This window comes from Micromonospora sicca (assembly GCF_003172935.1).
GTDB classification, from domain to species: Bacteria; Actinomycetota; Actinomycetes; order Mycobacteriales; family Micromonosporaceae; genus Micromonospora; species Micromonospora sicca.
Window position 1 is genome coordinate 1 of record NZ_QGKS01000513.1, and the last position, 740, is coordinate 740.

1 protein-coding gene is annotated in these 740 nt (G+C 76.5%); it reads left to right on the top strand.

What is annotated here, in order from left to right; genetic code table 11:
• Nucleotides 1-147 precede the first annotated feature (147 nt).
• Nucleotides 148-740, top strand: a 593-nt coding sequence (locus tag DKT69_RS36760) for a hypothetical protein (RefSeq protein ID WP_109805950.1), incomplete at its 3' end; no start/stop codon positions are given.

Below are 740 nucleotides of genomic sequence, written 5' to 3' on the forward strand. Positions count from 1 at the left end.
CCGGCCCCGGGCCAGCCGGGTGGTCGGGAGGGCGGGACCGAGGGACCGGGGCCCCGGCCGCCATCGGTGAGTTGACGTCCGGATAAGAGCGACGCCGACGATCCCTCCGAGTAGGTTGCAAGCCGACGCCTACCGGAGGGATCTGTCGTGTCGTACCCCGATCAGGCGCCGCCCCGTCGTCCGGCGGCGGTGGTCGCGGCGGCGGCGGTGCTGCTGCTGATGGCCGTCGGCGCCGCGGTGTACGCGGTCGCGGGCCTGCTCGTCCTGAGTGGCACCGTCGACCGCTTCCGGTCGGTGGCGATCGCGACCGGTGCCGGGGCCGGCGAGATCGACGCCGTGGTGTCGCTGCTGCGCGCCTCCACCGTGCTGTCGGCCGTGGTCGGCGTGTTGGTCGGCCTGGTGCTGGTCGGCCTCGCCCTCGGCCTGCTCGCCGGTCGCCCGGGCGCCCGGGTGGGCACCTGGGTGGTCTGCGGGCTGGGCCTGCTCTGCGGCTGCTGCGGCTTGGCCGTACTGGTCGGCCAGCGGGCCGCGCCGCTGCGGTTGGGCGCCGGCCACCAGGTCACCGCGGACCTGCTCGCCCAGCTCGGCGGCGCCTATCCCGGGTGGTGGATCCCGGTGAACGCGGCCCTGTCCGTGGCGCAGGTCCTCGGCTACCTGGTGGTCGCCGCGCTGCTGACCCTGCCCGCCGCGAACGCCTTCCTGCGCCGCCGGCCGACCCCGGCCGGCCCCAGGCCACCGTA